Below are 16,622 nucleotides of genomic sequence, written 5' to 3'. Positions count from 1 at the left end.
TGCGCCGGGACCTGCACCGGCAGCTGAGCCTGCAACGCGCCGCGCGTCGACCACGCACCGCCGGCAAGCGGGAAAGCAGCCCGTACCGGGAGGCGTTCACGATCCGCCAACGCCCGGCCGAGGTCGCCGACCGGGCCGTCCCGGGACACTGGGAGGGCGACCTGATCGTGGGCGCCGGCAACGCGTCGGCGGTCGGCACGCTGGTCGAGCGGACCACCCGCTTCACTATGCTGCTGCACCTGCCGCAGCGCCACGACGCGGCCAGCGTAGCCGCGGTGATGATCAACCAGATGCGCGGGTTGCCCGACCATCTGCGCAGGTCCCTGACCTGGGACCGCGGCACCGAGCTGGCCGACTATCAGCGCATCCAACTCGACCTGGACATGCCGGTCTACTTCTGCGACCCGCGTTCGCCCTGGCAGCGCGGCAGCAACGAGAACACCAACCGGCTGCTGCGATTCTGGCTCACCAAGGGCAGCGACCTGTCCACCCACACCGCCGCCGACCTCGACCGCATCGCCGCCACCCTCAACCAGCGGCCCCGCCCTACCCTCGACCTAAAGACCCCAGCCCAAGCGCTGGCCGAACTGCTCGCCAACCCGGCAGCAGCATGACCGTTGCTTCCACCGCTGGACGCCGCCGTCCGATATGTCCGATGGATTCCGCGGAAACTCCAAGATCAACCGGGTTTGGCTGGGCGGCCGGGTCCGGAGCGGTTCAGACGGGGACGAGCGGGTGGTGCGGCAACGACGGGAGCTCGACGGCGATCGGGTCGCCCGGGCGCACCTCACCGGCGGTGAGCACGATCCCCATGACGCCGGCTTTGCGCACCAGGTTGCCGTCCTCGTCGCGGCCCAGGACGGCCTTGAGCATGCCGGAGCTGAAGTCGTCGATCTGGTGGCACGGGTTGCGCAGGCCGGTGATCTCGACGACGGCGTCCGCGCCGAGCCGCAGCCGGCTCCCGGTGGGCAGGCCGAGCAGGTCGACGCCCCGGGTGGTGACGTTCTCGCCCAGCTCGCCGGCCTCGACGGTGAACCCGGCGGCGCGCAGCTCGTCATGCAGCTCGGCGTGGATCAGGTGCACCTGGCGCAGGTTCGGCTGACTCGGGTCGCGCCGTACCCGGGAGCGGTGCTTGACCGTCGCGCCCAGGTGGGCATCGCCCTCGACGCCGAGCCCGGCCAGCAGCCGGACCAGCGGGCGCATCGGCTTGGTGAACGTGTGAGCGGGACTGGCGCTGACCGCGACGACCTCGGCCGTCACTGCTGCTCGTCCGGGAAGAGCCGGGCCGGGAAACCACCGGTGGCGATCGGGCCCCACCGCTGCGGCGTGACGCGCAGCAGCGACTTGCCCTGCCGGTGCATGGCCTCACGGTAGGCGTCCCAGTCGTCGTGCTCGCCGGAGATGTTGCGGTAGTACTCGACCAGCGGCTCGACGGAGTCGGGCAGGTCGATCACCTCGGCCGGGCCGTCGAGCTGGACCCACGGACCGTCGAAGTCGTCCGACAGCACCAGGACGCTGGCATGCGGGCGCTGCCGGACGTTGCGCGCCTTGGCCCGGTCCGGGTACGTGGACACGACGATGCGGCCGGAGTCGTCGACGCCGCAGGTGACCGGCGAGGCCTGGGGCGAGCCGTCGGCCCGCGTGGTGATGACGATGCCGTGATGGCGGGGTCGCACGAACTCCAGCAACCCGGCGAGGTCGACGGTCGTGGTGGTCGCGATGGTCGGCATGCCCTCACCTTATGCACGCTGCAACCCTCGGCCTTCACCCCGGCGTCTAACCTCGCCCCATGAGCGTGGACGTCGACCTGCAGGTAGTTCTGCCAGACGAGTCGCCAGAGCTGTCGCCGGACCGGTTGACCGAGCTGGCCGTGGACGCCGAATCCCTCGGCTACCAGACTGCCTGGCTCCCCGACCACATCCTGCCGCCGGGGCCGTTCGGGCCGGAGTTCGGCGGGGTGTACGAGCCGCTGACGACGCTGGCGTACCTGGCCGCGCACACCGAGCGGCTGCGCCTCGGCACGTCGGTGCTGGTGCTGCCGCTGCGCAACCCGTTCGTGGTGGCCAAACAGGCAGCCACGGTGCACCGGCTGTCCGGCGGGCGGCTGACGCTGGGGCTGGGCATCGGGTGGAATCGGGCCGAGTTCACCGCGGTCGGCGCCGAGTTCGCCGGCCGGGGCGCGCGCACCGACGACGCCCTGGCACTCCTGCGGGCGCTGTTCACCGGTGCGTCGTCGTACCACGGCACCCACCACGCGTTCGACGGCGGCGCGTTCCAGCCGCTCCCGTCAGCACCGCTGCCGATCATGGTGGGTGGGACCTCGGAGCGGGCGCTGGCCCGCGCGGCCACGCTGGCCGACGAGTGGCAGGGCTTCGCCATGACGCCGGACGAGTTCGCCGCCCGGTTGCGGACGCTGCGCCGGCTCCGCGCACAGGCCGGCGGCGAACCGATCCGGGCCGGTATCCGGGTCGAATGGACCGGCGGCGGCCCGCGCGAGCTCGCGGCTGCGGTCGCCCAGGTACACCGGATGGCGGACGCCGGAGCGGACGCCGTCGCCGTCTGGTTCGGCGCCCATGAGGGATTCAGCGACCGGATGCGGGAGTTCGCGGCCGCCTACGGCGTTTGATCGGCCGGCGACCGGCTCACACCGGGTGCACGCGCAGCGGAACACAGTCGGCGATAGCGGAGTAGTCGGCGTCCTTGTGCAGCCCGTTCGTGAGGTCAGCGCCCTTCTCGATCAGGCTGGTGAGTTCGAGCGCCTCACGGTTGGGCAGGTCGGCGCTGCGCACGGGCGGTGGCGTACAGGCAGACGGCGGCCGCGGTGGCCAGGTTCAGGCTCTCGGCACGGCCGTGGATCGGCACCCGCACGACGTGGTCGGCCAGCGAGCGCACGCCGGGCGGCAGACCCCATGCCTCGTTGCCGAACATCCAGGCGACCGGGCCGCTGAGCAGCCCGGCGTCCTCGGCCTGGTCGAGATCGAGGTCGGCGATGCCGTCCGCGGCGAGCACCGTCAGTCCGGCCGCTCGCAGCGCGTCGACGGTGTCGGATGCGGGTGCGCCGGACGACACCGGCAGGTGGAAGACGCTCCCCGCCGAAGCCCGCACCGCCTTCCCGCCCTCCGGGTCGGCCGAGCCACGGGTCAGCACGAGGGCGTCCGCGCCGGCCGCGTCGGCGCAGCGGATGACCGTGCCGGCGTTGCCGGGGTCGCGCGCCTCGGCCAGCACCGCCACCAACCGGGGACCGCCGCCCAGCGCCGTCGCCAGATCCACCGTCACCGACCGGCAGACCGCGACCAGCCCTTGCGGCGTCACGGTCTCGGACAACGCGGCCAACGCGGCGTCGGCGGCCGTCACGACGGAGACACCGGCGGCCTGCGCGGTGGCGATGATCTCGGGCCAGCGCTGCGCGGCCGCCGGCGTCGCGAATACCTCGAGCACCCGGCCCGGGCCGGCGGCCACCGCCTCCCGGACCGCCTGCGGCCCCTCCGCCAGGAACCGGCCGGACTTCTCCCGGGCCGGCCGGCGCAGCAGCTTGCGCGCCTCACGCACCCGGCCGGACCGTTCGGTCAGCATCACGCCTCCACCGACTCCCCGTGATCATGTTCGCTGGCGGTCACCCTGCGACCGCCAGCGAACATGATCACGGGACGGACATGAAAAGACCGGGCCTGCGCAGGCAGACCCGGTCCTCGACGAACGACGCTCAGGCGGCCGGAGCGTTCCGGTCGGCCGGCAGGGCGGCGCGAGCCACCTCGACCAGCGCCTTGAAGGCCGCGGGGTCGTTGACGGCCATGTCGGCCAGCATCTTGCGGTCGACATCGACCTCGGCCAGCCGCAGCCCCTGGATGAAGCGGTTGTACGTCAGGCCCTCGGCGCGGGAAGCAGCGTTGATCCGCGTGATCCAGAGCTGCCGGAAGTCACCCTTGCGCTGCTTGCGGTCGCGGTAGGCGTAGACGAGCGAGTGAGTGACCTGCTCCTTCGCCTTCCGGTACATCCGGGAGCGCTGACCCCGGTAGCCGCTGGCCCTCTCGAGCGTCTCACGGCGCTTCTTGTGGGCGTTGGTTGCCCGCTTCACGCGTGCCACTGGTACTCCTTGCTAGGTTCGGCCGGACGGACCGGACGGATGATCGGTTCGGTCGCCGGCTACTTGCCGAGCATCTTCTTGACGCGCTTCTGGTCGCCCTTCGCCACGTCGGTGGTGCCGGCGAGGCGACGGGTCAGCGTCGAGGTCTTGTGCTCCAGGTAGTGGCGGCGGTTCGCCTTCTGGCGCCGGATCTTGCCGCTGCCGGTGATCCGAAAACGCTTGCTGGCACCGCTGTGCGTCTTGTTCTTCGGCATGGCGCCGCGTGTCTCCTCTAGTCCTCGTTGTCCGGGGTGGGCCTGACGACCTCACCACGGTCGGCCTTGGTCGCCTCGGCGGCCGCACGGCCGGCCGCGCGCTCGGCCTTCTCGGCCTCTTCGTCCGCGCGCCGCTGCGCCTGCCGCTCGACCTTGGCCGCCTCTTTCTCGGCCTTGGCGTCAGCCTTCTTCTTGTGCGGCCCCAACACCATGATCATGTTGCGGCCGTCCTGCTTGGGCGACGACTCGACGAAGCCCAGGTCGGTGACGTCCTCAGCCAGCCGCTGCAGCAGCCGGAAGCCCAGCTCCGGCCGCGACTGCTCGCGACCGCGGAACATGATGGTGACCTTGACCTTGTCGCCCTCGGCCAGGAACCGCTCGACGTTCCGCTTCTTGGTCTCGTAGTCGTGCTTGTCGATCTTGGGACGGAGCTTCTGCTCCTTGATCAGGACATGGCTCTGGTTCCGGCGAGCCGCGCGCTCTTTCATGGCGGACTCGTACTTGAACTTGCCATAGTCCATGAGCCTGGTCACCGGCGGGCGAGCGCCGGGCGCGACCTCGACCAGGTCGAGGTCGGCTTCCGCGGCGAGCCTCAGGGCGTCCTCGATACGGACGATCCCGACCTGCTCACCGTTGGGGCCGACGAGCCGGACCTCCGAGGCGCGGATCCGGTCGTTGATGCGGGGCTCTGTGCTGATGCCTTCCTCCTGAAATCGACGGGTTGTGTAGCTGCGACCACCAACGGGGGAAACACAAATGGCCCCCACGCTGCGTGCTCGCGGAGGCCAACCCATCGGCACCATGACGTATTCCTGTCACGACACCACGGACACCCCGGCGGGGCATCCTGACCTGGGACCCGACGATCTGTGCGATCGCTGCGGGTGGGAGAGTCTCCGCTTGCTGGCCGACCTACCCGAAGGCAGACCGGTCCGGTCGATGTGAGAGCCTACCACGAGTGAGCACGCCGGAGCACCTCCCCGCCCAGGCCACCCGCGATCTGGCCGACGTCCCCGCCGTCGAGGTCGTGTCGACGGCCGCCGTCCACCTCATGAGCGCCGCCGCCGTCCACCTCGGGCTGGCCGACGACCTCCCCGACCACCGCGACCTGGACGAGGCCCGCACGCTCATCGAGGCACTGGCCGGCCTGATCACCGCCAGTGCTCCGGTGCTCGGCAGCCACCATGCCGCACCCCTGCGAGACGGCCTCAAGACGCTGCAACTGGCGTTCCGTGAAGCGTCGCCACTCCCGGACGAAGCCGGCCAGGGGCCGGGCGAGAAGTTCACCGGCCCGGTCTACTCGTAGCCGCGACCCGCCTCCGCAGGTCACCTGATCGTTCGGCGAAGTCAGCGGATCATCGCGCGGCGGACCCGGCGCCACACCCGGCCCCCAGTGCGCCTGACCCGTGCACCGGCGTGCCTGACCCGTACCGCCGGCCGGTCCGCCCGTGCCGTTCCGGCGGGACCGACAGCCCTGGCGCCGCCCGCGTCGCCGTCGCCCGTCGCGCCCGGCGGCACCACGCCCGGCCAGGTGCCCAGCGGCCGCCAACCGGACGCGAGTGAGCGCAACTCGGCGGCGTCGACGGAGAACATCACCGGTCCGGCGAGGTCGACCACGAGCGCGTCCGCGCCGTCGGCCAGCGCGGCCTCGGCAGCGCTGCGTGTGGGCACCGGCGACGGCCGCGCCTCGGGGTTCCAGCGGCGCAGCGCCTCCAGGCAGGTGAAGGCGAGCAGGCCGCGGCGGCCGTCGCGGCCGGTGGTGAGCACCGTCGCCATGTCGGTGAGTTTCTCCTCCGCGAGCGCGGCGCCGGCCTCGGCCGGCGGTCCGGCCGCCTCGACGGGTTGCCCGGCCGCCGCAGCCGGTGGCTGCTGCTCGTCCTCGGGCTCGCCGGCCGGGACCGCGACCACCGGGATGAGCAGCCGGCTGGCCGCGAGCGCCGCGAGCACGTCGGCCGAGCCGCCTTCGCCGCGTCCGTATGCGGCGAGAGCGGCCTCGAGCCGAGGGTCGGCCGAGCCGTCGTCGTCGCCGAACGGCGTGGACGGCAGCGGGCGTCGGGGCGCGGAAGTCACGGGCGGCGACCATAGCCCGATCGCGGGACGCGCGCCATACGACACCGGGATTTCGCCGAGCCCCGCGTTCGCAAAGCGGTGCATTTCCGGCAGTTCGGACGCCCTGAGTCCAGGCATGCCGCAGCGGCGCATCCATCGTGTCGAGCGGATGTCGCCTGCCGGTGAACGTACACTCCCCCCGTGGACATCTCCGTCTCCGACGCACCGGTGGGTCGTCTGCTCGACGGCCGCTACCGGGTCGAGGCGCTGCTCGCACGCGGCGGGATGGCCACCGTGTACAAGGCCACCGACACGCGGCTCGACCGGCTGGTGGCCCTGAAGGTCATGCACGCCGAGCTGGCCGCCGACGACGACTTCGTCGCCCGCTTCATCGGCGAGGCCCGGGCGGTCGCGAAGCTGTCCGATCCCAACGTCGTCAACGTGTTCGACCAGGGCGAGGACGACGGCGCGGTCTACCTGGCCATGGAGTACATCCATGGCCGAACGCTGCGCGAGGTCCTGCACGAGCGCGGCCGGCTGGGTGCCGGGCTCGCGCTCGAGGTGGCCGAGTCGGTCCTCTCCGCGCTGGCGGCCGCGCACCGTGCCGGCATCGTCCACCGCGACGTCAAGCCCGAAAACGTCCTGGTGGGCAACGACGGGCGGGTCAAGGTCGCCGACTTCGGGCTGGCCCGGGCGCTGAGCAGCTCGTACAAGACCACCCGCGGCCTGCTCGGAACGGTCAGCTACATCTCGCCGGAGCAGGCCCTGGGCGAGCGGGCCACGCCGCGCTCGGACGTCTACTCCGCCGGCATCATGCTCTACGAGCTGCTCACCGGTCGCACCCCGCACGAGGGCCCCACCGACTTCGTCGTCGTGCGCAGCCACATCGACGACGACGTTCCGCCGCCTTCCGACACCGTCCCGCTGCCGCCCGCCGTAGACGACATCGTGCTCACGGCCACGGCCCGCAACCCCCGCGACCGCTACGCCGACGCCGACGAGTTCCTGGCCGCGATCCGGGCCGGCCGCGCCAGGCTCGCCGGCCTCGAACTGCCCGCGGACGACGACGCCACCGACCAGACGCACCTGCACGCCGAGTCGCGCGACTCCGCCGGGGTCACCCTCGACGAGGCGCTCGCCGGCACCGTGCTCGCCGACCAGCTCGGCCGCGCCCCCTCGGCACCACCCGGCGACGACGACGGCGACGATTCCCCCGGCGAATGGCCCGGCGACGACCTCGCAGGCACGGTCGAGGAGCCCGCCGGCGCGCAGCGGGGCGCCGGGCACCAGAGCCGATCGATCGCCGCGGACGAGACCGCCGGGGACGACACCGCCGACCACGCCGGTGACGCGTACCGCGGTTCCACGCGGCTCATCGACGCGGCGGCCGCCGCCCCGGCCGCCGAACGCTCGCAGTCACGCGGCGCGGCGCACCGCACCCGTGGCCGCTCCCGCAGCCGCCGGGGTCTGTTCCTCTTCTTCTTCGTCCTGTTGCTGGCCGTGGTCGTGGCGCTGGCGGCATGGTGGTACGGGTCGGGGCGGTGGGAGTCCACGCCCTCGCTGCTCAACCTCAGCGCCGAGCAGGCGGAGGTCACCGCCGAGGAAGCCGGGCTGACGGTCGTCGCCGACGGCGAGGCGTACTCCGAGACCGTGGAGGCCGGGCTGATCCTCAGCACCGATCCGGCCCCCGGTGAGCAGATCCTGCGCGGCGGCGAGATCTCCTACGTCCTGTCCCTCGGGCCGGAACGTTACGAGGTCCCGGAACTCGTCGGCCTGACCGTCGACGCGGCGACGGAGGCCGCGGCGGCTCAGTCCATCACCGTCCGGCCCGACGAAGAGGTCCACAGCGAGGACGTCGAGGCCGGCGTGATCATCTCCCAGAGCGTCGAACCGGGCGAGCAGGTCCGCCGCGACTCCGAGGTCGCCGTCGTCGTCAGCCTCGGGCCCGAGCCGATCGAGATCCCGGACTTCACCGGCCGCTCGGCCGAGGACGCCCGGGCCACGCTCGACGATCTCGGTTTCACGGTCAATTCCAGCGAGCAGAACTCCGACGACGTCGACGCCGGCCTGGTGATCTCGCAGGAACCCGCGAGCGGAACCGGATTCCGCGGCGATGAGATCAACATCGTGGTCTCCGCCGGACCGGAATTGATCGACGTTCCGAATGTGATCGGCGAAAGAGTCACCCGCGCGGAGGAATTGCTTCGCGAAGCCGGTTTCACCGTGGAGATCATCGACCTGTTCGACATGCCCGGCAACGACCGCGGCGCCCGAGTGGTGCGGGTCGACCCCGAAGGCTCCCGGTTGCCGCGCGGCACCACCATCACGCTCTCCCACTTCTGACACCGCGAGGCCGTCCATGCCCGAGACCGCCCTGCTGGGCACCCACCTGCCCGTCGCCGGCAAGCTGGCGACGGTGCCCGAGCGCGCCGCCGAGGTGGGGGCGGCCGCGGTCCAGATCTTCCTGGGCAACCCGCGCGGCTGGGCCTGTCCGCCGGGCGACCCGGTCACCGACGCCGCGTTCCGCGATGCGGCGGCCGAACGCGCCATGCCGGTCCTGGTGCATGCTCCGTACCTGGTGAACCTCGGCAGCCCGACCCCACTCACGTACGAGCGCTCGGTCGACAGCCTGTCGTACGCGCTGGTCCGGGCCGCGAGCGTGGGTGCGCGCGGCGTCGTCGTGCACACCGGTTCGTGCGTCGCCGACGGCGACCACGACCGGGCGATGCGGCAGGTCCGCGAGGCGCTGCTGCCACTGCTCGACGGCCTGACCGACGACTCGCCCGACCTGTTGCTGGAGCCCACCGCGGGGCAGGGCCGGTCGCTGTGCGCCGGGCTCGACGACCTCACCGCCTACCTCGACGTGCTGGACCACCACCCGCGCGCCAAGGTCTGCCTCGACACCTGCCACCTGTTCGCCGCTGGTCACGATCTCGCCGTTCCGGGCGGCATGACGCAGCTGCTCGACCGGTTCGCGGACATCGCCGGCGCCGACCGGCTGGGCGCCGTGCACGCCAACGACTCCATGGACCGGTGCGGCTCGTTCCGTGACCGGCACCAGCGCATCGGTGCCGGCCATATCGGCGCCGCGGCCTTCGGCGAACTCCTGCACCACAAATCGGTTGCCGGATTGCCAGTGGTGCTGGAGACCCCGGGCGGGCCACCGGCATACGCCGAAGATCTTTCGCTGCTGGAGAAATTACAACCGAGTTCCCGTGAATAACATCATGAGATGTCAAGTGACCAGTTTGTGACCAACTGTCTTGCCCTCTGGACAACCCGTCCGGGCGGGGGTTTCCGTGCCCTACGTTCGAATAGGGCACGAGTGGTCGGGAGGTTGCGTCATGGTGGTCGTGATGTCACCCGAAGCGAGCGACGAGCACATCGACGGCGTCGTCACCCGCGTCCGGATGACGGGCGGCGAGGCGTTCGTCAGCCGCGGCCGGCACCGGACCATCGTCGGGCTGGTCGGTGACGTCGACGATTTCCGCGCGCTCAACCTGCGCGGCATGCCCGGCGTCGCCGACGTCATCGCCATCTCCACCCCCTACAAACTCGTGAGCGTCGACCACCAGCCCGAACGCAGTACGGTCCTGGTCGGCGCGGAGTCCGGCGCGCACCCGGTCCTGATCGGCCCCGAGACGTTCACGCTGATCGCCGGCCCGTGCGCGGTGGAGTCCCTGGAACAGACGCTCGAAGCGGCCGAGATGGCCAAGGCCGCCGGCGCCACCATGCTGCGCGGCGGTGCGTTCAAGCCGCGCACGGCACCGCAGGCCTTCCAAGGCCTCGGCAAGGCCGGGCTCCACATCCTCGCCGAGGTGCGCGACGTCACCGGGCTGCCCGTCGTCACCGAGGTCATCGACGCCGCCGACGTCGCCCTGGTCAGCTCGTTCGCCGACATGCTCCAGGTGGGCGCCCGCAACATGCAGAACACGGCACTGCTCCAGGCGGTCGGGGCGGCCGGCAAGCCGGTGCTGCTCAAGCGCGGCATCCAGGCCACGGTCGAGGAATGGCTGATGGCCGCCGAGTACGTCGCCCAGCGCGGCAACCTCGACATCGTGCTGTGCGAGCGCGGCATCCGCACCTTCGAGACGTCCACCCAGACCACGCTGGACATCTCGGCCGTGCCGGTGGCGCAGCGACTCTCGCACCTGCCGGTCATCGTCGACCCCTCACACTCGGCCGGACGGCGCGAACTGGTGCTGCCGCTGTCGCGAGCGGCCATCGCCGTCGGCGCCGACGGCGTCCTGGTCGACGTCCACCCCGACCCGGAGTCCGCGCTGTGCGACGGACCCCAGGCGCTGGCCGGCGCCGACGTGCGCGAACTGGCCTCCACGATGCGGCGGCTGGTCCCCGCCACCGGCCGCCGGCTGAGCCACCCGTCCCCCGTCGGGATGTGAACTCCACCGGCAGGTGGGCCTGCGGTGTGCCGTCCCGTCAGCGGGCGGCGGGTTCGACGTCGTCGCCCTCCCGGCCGGCGGCGTCCACCACCTCGCGCTCGGCCAGGTGCGCACGGATCGAGTACGCCAGCGCACCCGCCCAGGCCAGCGCGACCAGCGTGTACACGGCGGCACGCACGCCGTCGCCGGCATCGACCCAGTCGCTGCGCAGGATCGTGCGGGTGTTGGTCAGCACGATCAGGCCGCCCACCGCCGAGCCGAGCACGCGCGGCGGCACATGACGGACCAGCCAGGCAGCCATCGGCGCGGCGACGACCCCGCCGGCCAGCAGCACCGCGACCCAGGACATGGTGATGTTCTCCGAGCCCAGCCCGACCAGGAAGCCCGCGCTCGCGGCCACCGCCACGATGAACTCGCTGGTGTCGATCGAGCCGATGACCTTGCGCGGCTCCATGCGCCCACTGGCCAGGATCGCCGGAGTTCCGACCGGGCCCCAGCCGCCACCGCCGGTGGCGTCGACGAAGCCGGCGACCAGGCCCAGCGGCGCGAGGAAGCGCCGGCGTAGCGGCTTGCCGAGCCGGTCCTTCGGCAGCCCCCAGCCGGTGAACCGGACCAGGATGTAGAGCCCCAGTGCCAGCAGGATCAGCGACATCACCGGCGCGGCAGCATCGGTGGAGAGGGAGGACAGGAAGGTCGCACCGGCGAACGCGCCGACCGCGCCGGGCACGCCGATCTTCACGACGACCTTCCAGTCGACGTTTCCGAATCGCCAGTGGGCCGCACCCGACACCAGCGTGGTGCCGATCTCGGCCAGGTGCACGGTCGCGGATGCCGCGGCCGGGTTGGTGCTGATGGCCAGCAGCAACGTGGTGGAGGTGACGCCGTAGGCCATGCCCAGGCTGCCGTCGACCAGTTGCGCGGCGAAGCCCGCGAGTCCCAGCAGGATGAGTGTGCGCATGCCGCTCCCATGACCGACTTAATCCATGAATTCCATCGAATCTGTAGGAATCGTGGCTTGGGTGGGTGGGGCAGTCAACAGTTGGACGCCAACGTCTCACGCACCGGACCGACGACGGCGTGCCGCCGGCGTGTCACCCGCCGGACAGGAGGCCACCGGGCGGGAGCCCACCGAGTCAGTGGACGAGCGCGGCCAGGACCTTCGCGGCACGTCGGGCGTCGGCGGCGCTGACGTCGAGATGGGTGATCAGCCGCACCACCCCGGGGCCGACGGTGCCCGTGAGGACGCCCTCGGCACGGGCCTCATCGACCAGCCGGCCGGCCCGATCACCCACGTTCAGCAGCACGATGTTCGTCTCGACGGTGTCGGGGTCGACGGCGGACGGGTCGGCCTCGGCGACCGCGGCAGCGATGGCCCGGGCGTTCGCGTGATCCTCGGCCAGCCGCTCGACGTGGTGGTCCAGGGCGTACAGGCCGGCCGCGGCCAGCACTCCAGCCTGCCGCCAGCCGGCGCCCAGCCGCTTGCGCCAGACTCGCGCCTGCGCGATCGCGTCGGCCGATCCGGCCACGACGGACCCGACCGGCGCCCCGAGCCCCTTGGAGAGGCAGACCGCGACCGTGTCGAAGGTCCGGCCGTAGTCGGCGATGGCGGTCCCCGTGGCGACATGCGCGTTCCACAGCCGGGCGCCGTCCAGGTGCAGTTTGACACCCGCCGGGTCCACAAGCTCCCGCAGCGCGAGGAGATCGTCGAGCGGCTGAACCGTGCCGCCAGCGAAATTGTGCGTGTTCTCCACCGCGACGGCCGCCGTCGAGACGAGGTACGGCCCGGCGTCGGGCGCCATCAGCCGGCCCACCGCCGCCAGGTCGACTCCGCCGCGCGGATGCGACCAGGTGCGCGTGGTGACGCCGTGCCAGCTGGCATGGGCACCCAGCTCGGCCCGCACGACGTGGGCCTGTGCCTCGCACAGCAGCTCACAGCCCTCCGGCACCAGCGTGCGGACACCGAGCAGGTTGGCCAGCGACCCGGTGACGGTGAACAGTGCGGCCTCGTGGCCGAGGAGGCCCGCGACCCGCTCCTCCAGCGCGTGGACGGTGGGGTCTTCGTCGTAGACGTCGTCGCCGGTCTCGGCCGACGACATCGCCGCGAGCATGCCCGCGGTCGGCCGGGTCACCGTGTCGCTGCGCAGGTCGATTACGCCAGAGCTCATGGCCGCCACCCTAAGCCGCCGCCCCGGCCGTGACAGCGACGGGCCGTCGACCCAGACGAGATCCCGGTGAGCCGCCGGCCCAAGGGCTTCGCCATCAGCGCCGTCACGCTGGCCGAACTGCATTACGGCGTGCTGGTCGCGCCGCAGGCCGAGCGCATCCACCGCATCAAGCGGCTACTCGCCATCCAACGCACGTTCACGGTCCTCCGCGTCGAGGAGGACGTCGCGCAGAGCTACGGGCTGATCGCCGCGGCGGCTCGAGCACTCGATCGCTCGCCACGGGCGCTGGTAATGGACTTGCTCATCGCCGCCTCCGCCCATGCCCACGGCGCCGCGGTGGTCACCCGCAACGCCGAGGATTTCCGGACCTACGGCGACGTCGTCGAGGTCATAGCGCTACCGCCGCGGCAGGCGGCCTGAGCGTCCCCAGCGCCGGGCCGCGTCAGGTGGCAGACTCCAGCAGCTCCGCGACCAGGAACGCCAGCTCCAGCGACTGAGTGCGGTTCAGCCGCGGGTCGCACACCGTCTCGTACCGGCTGCCTAGGCCGTCCTCGGCGATCGGGTCGCCGCCGCCGACGCACTCGGTGACGTCGTCGCCGGTCAGCTCGACGTGGATGCCGCCGGGGTGGGTGCCCAGCGCGCGGTGCACCTCGAAGAAGCCGCGGACCTCGTCGACGACGTCGTCGAAGCGGCGGGTCTTGTGGCCGCTCGGCGCCTCGTAGGTGTTGCCGTGCATGGGGTCGCAGATCCAGGCCGCGGCCAGGCCGTCGGCGGTGGCCTTCTGGATCAGCGCCGGCAGCACGTCGCGGATGGTTCCCGCGCCCATCCGCGTCACGAACGTCAGCCGGCCGGGTTCGCGCTGCGGGTCCAGCTTGTTCGCCAGTGCCAGCAGGTCGTCGGGGGTGGTGGACGGGCCCACCTTGACGCCGATGGGGTTGCGGATGCGGGAGGCGAACTCCAGGTGGGCGCCGTCGAGCTGGCGGGTGCGCTCGCCGATCCACACGTAGTGGCCGGAGACGTCGTACGGCGCACCGGTGCGGGAGTCCACCCTGGTCAGCGCCATCTCGTAGTCCAGCAGCAGCGCCTCGTGGCTGGAGTACAGCTCGACCGTGCGCAGCTGTTCGGTGTCGATCTCGATGGCCCTCATGAACGCCAGCGCCTGGTCGAGGCGCCGGGCCAGCCGCTCGTAGCGCTGACCGGCCGGCGAGGTGCGCACGAAGTCGGTGTTCCAAGAATGCACCTGGTGCAGGTCGGCGTAGCCGCCGCCGACGAAGGCACGCGTCAGGTTCAGCGTCGCGGCCGAGGCGTGGTAGGCGCGGACCAGCCGGTTGGGGTCGGGCAACCGGGCGGACTCGGTGAACTCGAAGTCGTTGACGATGTCGCCGCGGAACGCCGGCAGCGTGACGCCGTCGCGGGTCTCGGTGGACTTGGAGCGGGGCTTGGCGTACTGGCCGGCCAGCCGTCCGATCTTCACCACCGGCACACTGGCGGCGTACGTGAGCACGATGGCCATCTGCAACAGTGTCTTGAGCTTGTTGCGGACGTTGTCGGCGCTGACGCCGGCGAACGTCTCGGCACAGTCGCCGCCCTGCAGGACGAACGCCTCGCCCCGCGCCACGGCCGCCAGCCGCTCCTTGAGCAGGTCGCATTCGCCGGCGAACACCAGCGGCGGCATGGAGCGCAGCTGGTCGATGGCGTCCTGGACCCCGGCGGCGTCACCCCACTCCGGCTGTTGCTGCGCGGGAAGTGCCCCCACGGTCTTGGTCAGCTCGTCGTAGAGAGCACGGTCCTCGGGCGAGTTCACGCCTTACAGCGTAGGGCGTGTGTCCACCGGGCGGGCGCCGCGGCTCACACCGCGGACACGTGCCGCGCGGGTGCGGCGATAGTGTGGAGCACGATGCGCGGTGATGGCTGCGCTCCGTCCTCCCGTCCACCTCCGACAGAAGGTCACGACACCCATGCCCGAGAGCACTGCTGTGCGGAAGGTCGCCATGCTCACCGCCGGAGGACTGGCTCCGTGCCTGTCCTCGGCCGTCGGTGGCCTCATCGAGCGGTACACCGAGATCGCACCCGACGTGGAGATCATCGGTTACCTCGACGGCTATGCCGGCCTGCTGACCGGCCGCTCGGTCACCGTCACGCCGGAGATGCGCTCCAGCGCGTCGCGCCTGCACCGCTTCGGCGGCTCCCCTATCGGCAACAGCCGGGTCAAGCTCACCAACGTCGCCGACTGCGTCAAGCGCGGCCTGGTCCAGGAGGGCCAGGACCCGCTGCACGTCGCAGCCGAGCAGCTCACCCGCGACGGCGTCGACGTGCTGCACACCATCGGCGGCGACGACACCAACACCACCGCCGCCGACCTCGCGGCCTTCCTGGCCGGCAACGGCTACGACCTCACCGTCGTCGGCCTGCCGAAGACCATCGACAACGACATCATCCCGGTGCGGCAGAGCCTGGGCGCCTGGACCGCCGCCGAGCAGGGCTCCGTCTACGCGCGCAACATCATCGCCGAGCACTCGTCCAACCCGCGGATGCTGATCGTCCACGAGGTCATGGGCCGGCACTGCGGCTGGCTCACCGCCGCGACGGCGCGTGCCTACCGGCGCTGGCTCGCCGCCCAGGAGTGGGCGCCCGAGATCGGCCTGGACCCGCGTCGGTGGGACGTGCACGCCGTGTACCTGCCCGAGCAGAAGATCGACCTCGACGCCGAGGCAGGCCGGCTGCGCGCCGTCATGGACGCCACCGGCTGCGTCAACATCTTCCTGTCCGAGGGCGCCGGCGTCGACTCCATCGTCGCGGAGATGGAGGCGGCCGGCGAGGAGATCCCGCGCGACCCGTTCGGACACGTCAAGATCGACAAGATCAACCCCGGCGCCTGGTTCGCCGACCAGTTCGCCGCCCGGGTGGGTGCGGAGAAGGTCATGGTCCAGAAGAGCGGCTACTACAGCCGGTCCGCGGCCGCCAACACCGACGATCTCCGCCTCATCAAGAGCTGCACCGACCTCGCGGTCGAGTGCGCGCTGCGGCACGAGGGCGGCCTCATCGGCCACGACGAGGAGCAGGGCGGCCGGCTGCGCGCCATCGAGTTCGATCGCATCAAGGGCGGCAAGGCCTTCGACCCCGCCACGCCCTGGTTCGCCGACCTGCTCGGCGCGATCGGCCAGCCGGTCAGCTGACAGCAGCCCACCACTCACTGCGGTTCGAGCGCACGGTTTGACCTGCGCGGACCGGGGTACGCAGCGTGCCGAGCCTCGCGCCGGATTTCGGATCGGCGCGAGGCCGATGGCATCATCGTGGGCTGCGAACCCGGTCGGACGACGCGCGTGAGGTGGTTTGATGTCGACGGCGGTCGAGCCGACTGCCCCGAGTTCGAAGGCGACGAGAACCACGCCAGCCGCCCCCGGTGAGTCCGTCGAGGCGACCCCACCCGCCAGCGCCGGCCACCGGCGCACCCAGCGCCACGAGGGCTTCCGTGCGGATATCGAGGGTTTGCGTGCGGTGGCGGTGGGTTTGGTGTTGGCGTATCACGCCGGGCTGCCGCTGGTGTCGGGCGGGTTCGTCGGGGTGGACGTGTTCTTCGTCGTCTCCGGGTTCCTGATCACCGGGCTGATCCTGCGCGAGATCGAGACCACCGGCCGGTTGCGCCTGGCCCGCTTCTACGCCCGCCGCA

General features: G+C 71.7%; 20 protein-coding genes. 9 read left to right on the top strand and 11 right to left on the bottom strand.

Annotated features, from left to right (window positions below; genetic code table 11):
• Positions 1-614 (top strand): IS30 family transposase (locus JIAGA_RS31000; protein WP_035812738.1); only part of this gene is annotated, 614 nt, incomplete at its 5' end.
• Positions 615-717: 103 nt separating this feature from the next.
• Here JIAGA_RS31000 and JIAGA_RS0119660 read toward each other — a convergent pair.
• Positions 718-1,203: an MOSC domain-containing protein gene (locus JIAGA_RS0119660; RefSeq protein WP_051426700.1), complete on the bottom strand. Its 486-nt coding sequence runs from the start codon at positions 1,201-1,203 to the stop codon at positions 718-720.
• A 53-nt stretch (positions 1,204-1,256) separates the two neighbouring features.
• Entirely contained in the window at positions 1,257-1,730 is a 474-nt protein-coding gene (locus JIAGA_RS0119655) for a PPOX class F420-dependent oxidoreductase (protein WP_026876989.1), read from the bottom strand.
• Positions 1,731-1,789: 59 nt separating this feature from the next.
• Between JIAGA_RS0119655 and JIAGA_RS0119650 the strand changes: the two genes are divergently transcribed.
• Complete coding sequence (locus JIAGA_RS0119650; protein WP_026876988.1) at positions 1,790-2,626, top strand: TIGR03619 family F420-dependent LLM class oxidoreductase; 837 nt, start codon at positions 1,790-1,792, stop codon at positions 2,624-2,626.
• Positions 2,627-2,642: 16 nt separating this feature from the next.
• Here the strand turns inward: JIAGA_RS0119650 and JIAGA_RS34720 are convergent, their stop codons facing one another.
• The 5 genes from JIAGA_RS34720 to infC form a co-directional block, all read right to left on the bottom strand.
• Entirely contained in the window at positions 2,643-2,789 is a 147-nt protein-coding gene (locus JIAGA_RS34720) for a hypothetical protein (RefSeq protein ID WP_157553339.1), read from the bottom strand.
• Positions 2,761-3,573 carry a TrmH family RNA methyltransferase gene (locus JIAGA_RS0119640; protein ID WP_026876987.1) on the bottom strand — a complete coding sequence of 271 codons (813 nt, stop codon included), beginning with the start codon at positions 3,571-3,573 and terminating at the stop codon, positions 2,761-2,763. Before JIAGA_RS0119640 ends, JIAGA_RS34720 begins: the two co-directional genes overlap by 29 nt.
• Positions 3,574-3,703: 130 nt before the next feature.
• The gene (gene rplT, locus JIAGA_RS0119635; protein WP_026876986.1) at positions 3,704-4,084 is read right to left on the bottom strand and encodes a 50S ribosomal protein L20; all 381 of its coding nucleotides are present in this window, start codon (positions 4,082-4,084) and stop codon (positions 3,704-3,706) included.
• Between the two features lie 59 nt (positions 4,085-4,143).
• A complete protein-coding gene (gene rpmI, locus JIAGA_RS0119630; protein ID WP_026876985.1) occupies positions 4,144-4,338 on the bottom strand; it encodes a 50S ribosomal protein L35 in 195 nt (64 codons plus the stop codon).
• 17 nt (positions 4,339-4,355) lie between these two features.
• Entirely contained in the window at positions 4,356-5,105 is a 750-nt protein-coding gene (gene infC / locus JIAGA_RS35765) for a translation initiation factor IF-3 (RefSeq protein ID WP_425402769.1), read from the bottom strand.
• Positions 5,106-5,296: 191 nt separating this feature from the next.
• Here infC and JIAGA_RS0119620 point away from each other — a divergent pair, with 191 nt between their 5' ends.
• Positions 5,297-5,644: a DUF1844 domain-containing protein gene (locus tag JIAGA_RS0119620; RefSeq protein WP_026876984.1), complete on the top strand. Its 348-nt coding sequence runs from the start codon at positions 5,297-5,299 to the stop codon at positions 5,642-5,644.
• A gap of 41 nt (positions 5,645-5,685) precedes the next feature.
• On the opposite strand, the gene JIAGA_RS30990 is transcribed toward JIAGA_RS0119620, so the two are convergent.
• A complete protein-coding gene (locus JIAGA_RS30990) occupies positions 5,686-6,408 on the bottom strand; it encodes an SseB family protein (protein ID WP_051426285.1) in 723 nt (240 codons plus the stop codon).
• A gap of 180 nt (positions 6,409-6,588) precedes the next feature.
• Here JIAGA_RS30990 and JIAGA_RS0119610 point away from each other — a divergent pair, with 180 nt between their 5' ends.
• From JIAGA_RS0119610 to aroF, 3 genes are all read left to right on the top strand, one after another.
• Positions 6,589-8,730 (top strand): Stk1 family PASTA domain-containing Ser/Thr kinase, encoded by a 2,142-nt coding sequence (locus JIAGA_RS0119610; protein ID WP_026876983.1) that lies wholly within the window; start codon positions 6,589-6,591, stop codon positions 8,728-8,730.
• Between the two features lie 16 nt (positions 8,731-8,746).
• Positions 8,747-9,610: a deoxyribonuclease IV gene (locus JIAGA_RS0119605; protein WP_026876982.1), complete on the top strand. Its 864-nt coding sequence runs from the start codon at positions 8,747-8,749 to the stop codon at positions 9,608-9,610.
• Positions 9,611-9,731: 121 nt separating this feature from the next.
• Complete coding sequence (aroF, locus tag JIAGA_RS0119600) at positions 9,732-10,787, top strand: 3-deoxy-7-phosphoheptulonate synthase (RefSeq protein ID WP_026876981.1); 1,056 nt, start codon at positions 9,732-9,734, stop codon at positions 10,785-10,787.
• A gap of 37 nt (positions 10,788-10,824) precedes the next feature.
• Here the strand turns inward: aroF and JIAGA_RS30985 are convergent, their stop codons facing one another.
• Both JIAGA_RS30985 and JIAGA_RS0119590 read right to left on the bottom strand, forming a co-directional pair.
• The gene (locus JIAGA_RS30985; RefSeq protein WP_051426284.1) at positions 10,825-11,745 is read right to left on the bottom strand and encodes a sulfite exporter TauE/SafE family protein; all 921 of its coding nucleotides are present in this window, start codon (positions 11,743-11,745) and stop codon (positions 10,825-10,827) included.
• Positions 11,746-11,920: 175 nt separating this feature from the next.
• Complete coding sequence (locus JIAGA_RS0119590; RefSeq protein ID WP_026876980.1) at positions 11,921-12,952, bottom strand: threonine aldolase family protein; 1,032 nt, start codon at positions 12,950-12,952, stop codon at positions 11,921-11,923.
• 66 nt (positions 12,953-13,018) lie between these two features.
• Between JIAGA_RS0119590 and JIAGA_RS30980 the strand changes: the two genes are divergently transcribed.
• Entirely contained in the window at positions 13,019-13,372 is a 354-nt protein-coding gene (locus JIAGA_RS30980) for a PIN domain-containing protein (protein ID WP_051426283.1), read from the top strand.
• A 22-nt stretch (positions 13,373-13,394) separates the two neighbouring features.
• Here the strand turns inward: JIAGA_RS30980 and JIAGA_RS0119580 are convergent, their stop codons facing one another.
• Entirely contained in the window at positions 13,395-14,756 is a 1,362-nt protein-coding gene (locus JIAGA_RS0119580; RefSeq protein ID WP_211239738.1) for a class II 3-deoxy-7-phosphoheptulonate synthase, read from the bottom strand.
• Between the two features lie 154 nt (positions 14,757-14,910).
• Between JIAGA_RS0119580 and JIAGA_RS0119575 the strand changes: the two genes are divergently transcribed.
• Together JIAGA_RS0119575 and JIAGA_RS35365 are read left to right on the top strand one after the other, a co-directional pair.
• Positions 14,911-16,128, top strand: coding sequence for a pyrophosphate--fructose-6-phosphate 1-phosphotransferase (locus JIAGA_RS0119575; protein ID WP_026876978.1), 1,218 nt, complete (start codon positions 14,911-14,913; stop codon positions 16,126-16,128).
• A gap of 160 nt (positions 16,129-16,288) precedes the next feature.
• Positions 16,289-16,622: acyltransferase family protein (locus JIAGA_RS35365; protein ID WP_035812737.1), on the top strand; the 334-nt coding region annotated here is incomplete at its 3' end.

Source organism: Jiangella gansuensis DSM 44835, from assembly GCF_000515395.1.
Classification (GTDB): Bacteria; Actinomycetota; Actinomycetes; order Jiangellales; family Jiangellaceae; genus Jiangella; species Jiangella gansuensis.
Note: the sequence above shows the minus strand (reverse complement) of the source record. Positions and strands in the feature narration are given on the sequence as shown.